This window comes from Aquitalea pelogenes, from assembly GCF_001515305.1.
GTDB lineage: Bacteria > Pseudomonadota > Gammaproteobacteria > Burkholderiales > Chromobacteriaceae > Aquitalea > Aquitalea pelogenes.
The window spans coordinates 1-3,224 of the sequence record NZ_LNQV01000095.1; the positions used below are offsets into that span (position 1 = coordinate 1).

At 65.7% G+C, this 3,224-nt stretch carries 2 protein-coding genes; both read right to left on the reverse strand.

The genetic code is table 11. The annotated features are described in order from the left end of the window. Nucleotides 1-940: 940 nt before the first annotated feature. On the reverse strand, nt 941-2,071 hold the full coding sequence (locus AWT75_RS20235; protein ID WP_062791540.1) for a hypothetical protein: 1,131 nt from the start codon (nt 2,069-2,071) through the stop codon (nt 941-943). A gap of 4 nt (nt 2,072-2,075) precedes the next feature. Further along, entirely contained in the window at nt 2,076-3,068 is a 993-nt protein-coding gene (locus AWT75_RS20240; RefSeq protein WP_204377134.1) for a DNA-methyltransferase, read from the reverse strand. Between the last annotated feature and the right edge of the window lie 156 nt (nt 3,069-3,224).

Consider the following 3,224-nt stretch of genomic DNA (forward strand, 5'->3'; position numbering starts at 1 on the left):
CGCGCTTCGCGCTCCCGCCCGGCATCCCCCAGGGGCTTACAGCCCCTCGGCCTTCGGCCTCACCCCAAATCGAGGCCCCCGGAGGGGGCAGGATGGCCCCCCAGACCGCCACCGTCGCGGCGACTAACTCGCGACGTGGAAAGCCACGGTCGCAAGTCGTGAAGAAGGGGCCAGCCACGGCCTGAGCGCTGAACAAGCGCACCAGGTGCGCCACCCTCTCCCATCCCCCCCGCCCCTTCCCGCTGGGAAGGGGAGCGAGTCGCCCTCTGTCGTCAAGGGTGCAGGCCGCGCGGCGCTTCGCTTGCTTCTCCTGCCCCCTGACGGGAAGCGTGGGGTCGTTCCAAGGGCATCAAGGGTTCGCTTCGCCTCGATCCTCACCCGTTCGGTGCTCGGGCTTCGCCCTGCGCTCCGCCTGCGGCTTGCGGTCGAGCCCTTGACACCCTTTCCACTTCAAACAGCCAGCAGGACGCGCATAACGGGGCGCAGCGCGGTTTTCTCGGCATCGGCGCGGCCTCGGGCCATCCGGCCGGCTTTCGTGGCCTTGGCGAGCCTCCTATGCGATCGCGCAACGGATGTCCTCTGTGCCCCGCCTGGTGCGGGGTATGGCCTCAAGCCATTACCCACCAGCCGCCCCATCCGTGGGGCGGCCTTCTCGCGATCGAGCTGGACACGGCCCGCCCTGCGGGCCTGCGACTGGATGGAGCTGTCAGGAAGAGCAGGCTTCGCCTGGTTGCGCGCCCTGCGCGCCGAAAGTCAGCGCCATGAATGAATATTCAAAGAATATTCCTTTGAACTTCTTTCAGCGTCTATAAAAGGGAATTCTGCTGAAAAGAACGCCCCGGCAGGGAGGATGCCGAGGCGTGGAAGAGCTGCGCGGGCATCAGGGAGGAAGACGCCGGCTTATGGTGCAGCTTGGTTCGATTATCGCGGGCGCTGTCCGTCAGGGCAGAGTGACCAGGCCGGGGAACGGTGCGACCTCAAGCATCGAGTTCAAAGTCGAGAGCGTGAACACCCGACCATCGGTGTCGCGCACGACTGGCCCGAGGGCGTCGTTGATGCGAGCCCAGCCGATGCCGCCGAGCACGGCGATGAGCGGCACGCCGCCCAGGCGCACAGACTCTGCCTTGAGGCGGGCGAACCGCAGGGCCTTGTCTCGGGCCGTACCGCCGTTGTTCGTGCCCTTGCATTCAAGCATCGCTTTCAGGCTGTCGTCGGCAGGGTCGAAGACCACGAAGTCGGGTGCCGGCGTCACATGCACCTCGAACCGTCGCGCAATGTCGGCTTGGTTGTGGCTACCTGTCCGAATGAACGAAATGCCGCGCGCCGTGAACAGTGCTTCTACCGCGTCCTCAATCAGGTCGCCCCGCTTTGTCGAGGTGGCATCGAGCACCTGGCGGAACGCGCCGCCGTAGTGGCGCTGATGCAGGAAGACCTGTAGCGGCACGCCATTGGCTGCGAAAGCGCGCACGCTGGCCCATCCGGCCGCCGTGTCGGGCTTGAGCTGCTTGCTCTTGAGGCCCGGAGGGGCGTCGCCGAACAGCTCGCCGTCCATCGCCATCGTGATTGTCTTGGCAGCGACCTGTGCCTGTGCCGTGGCCTTGGCGAGCGCCGCTGCCGTGTTCGGCCGCTGGTAGTCGATCGCGCTGCGTTCGAGCGTGTCGATCTGCGCCGCCGTCAGCGCGGCCAGTTCGTCAGGACCGCCGGCCAGCAGCGTCGAATGCGCGAATTCGTCTTTCGTGAGGCCCAGCAGCGTGCGGAAGACCAGCAGCGTGCGCGGGCACTGCAAGAGGACGGCTTGAAGCTCGGCCTCGCTGACTCGGGCGAATCCTTCCGTCAGCCTGGCCGCCGCGTCGTAGGCCGCGAAGAAGTGTTCAGTCTCGTAAAAGGACGACTCGTGGATGTAGGCGAAATCCGGGGCAAGGTGCGGCATGTACAGCTCGCGCGCCACGGCCGCGTAGATCGTGCCGTGATCCTCGGTGCCGTGCCGCTGGGGCACCAGGCGGATTTGCTGGATGCGCTGGGTGAACGTGCCGGCCGAGAGGATGGCTTCAATGGTTGCTTCGACTGTCACCGGCTCATACCCCCATCGCGTTGACCAGGCGGCCGGGGGTGTCCTCGGCCAGGCCAGCCGCGATGCGGCGCAGACCTTCCTTCACGAATTCCTCGTGCAGCTCGACGCCGCCGGCCTGACGGCCGAGCTTGCGGCCGACAACCACTGTCGTCGCACCGCCTGCGAATGGATCGACCACGACGCCATCAACCGGGCATGCGGCCTTGATGAAGAACTCAGCCAGGCCCTCGGGCATGGCGGCCGTGTGTGCCACGCCCTTGTGCTGGTTGTAGGTCTGAGACACGGCCACGACGTTGCCGGGGTCGGCACCGCCCAGGAGATAGGTCTTCGTGCGATCGCGCCCGAAGCCGGCTTCAGTGCTGCGCCGGCCGAGCGTGTCCTTCTTGCGGCGCTCGATCTCGGAGGCGTCGGCCTTGTAGGGCACGCGGATCGCGTTCAAGTCGAAGAAAGGCTTGTTCCCGCGTGCGAAGTGGTAGACGTACTCGAAGCTGTCTTTCGTCCTCGGGCCGAACTTGCCCGGCACCGCGTTGGGCTTGGCCCAAATGTAGGTTTCGACCCACCGCCAGCCCATGTTTTGGAGGGCAAGCACGAGCTGGTAGACGTAGGGGTGACGCTGGCCCTTGAGCGGGCCCCGGTTCGCGACCCGGTTCTTGATGTTGATGATGAGGCTGCCGCTCGGCTTGGCCGCGTCGAACATGGCCCGCGCGAAGGGCAAGAACCACTCGACGTAACGGTCAGGGTGGATGCGGCTGTAGGCCCGTGCGTCGGCGTAGGGCGGCGAGGTGAAGAACAGATCGACGCTCTCACGCGGCAGCGCCGGCAGAACCGACAGCGAATCGCCCTCGATGACCCCCTCATCGAGCATCCGATCAAGCAGACGCTGACCATGCTCGGTGATCTTCGGCGGGCCCTTGGGCGTGTTGGCCTCAGATGCAGAACGGCAGGGCTGCAACCCTGCCGATCCGGTGACCAACTTCAACGTCGGTTTCTTGCTCATTGTTGTGACTCCTTCTTGGTGTGCAGCATACCCACGCCAGCCGCCTCGGCCCGGCTCATGCAAAGCAGCGTGGATGCGTCCAATCACGGGGTGGAACAAACCCACAAGGCACGCGAAGCCATCAGCGGCATCCGCCAGAATACCGACCAGATCGCC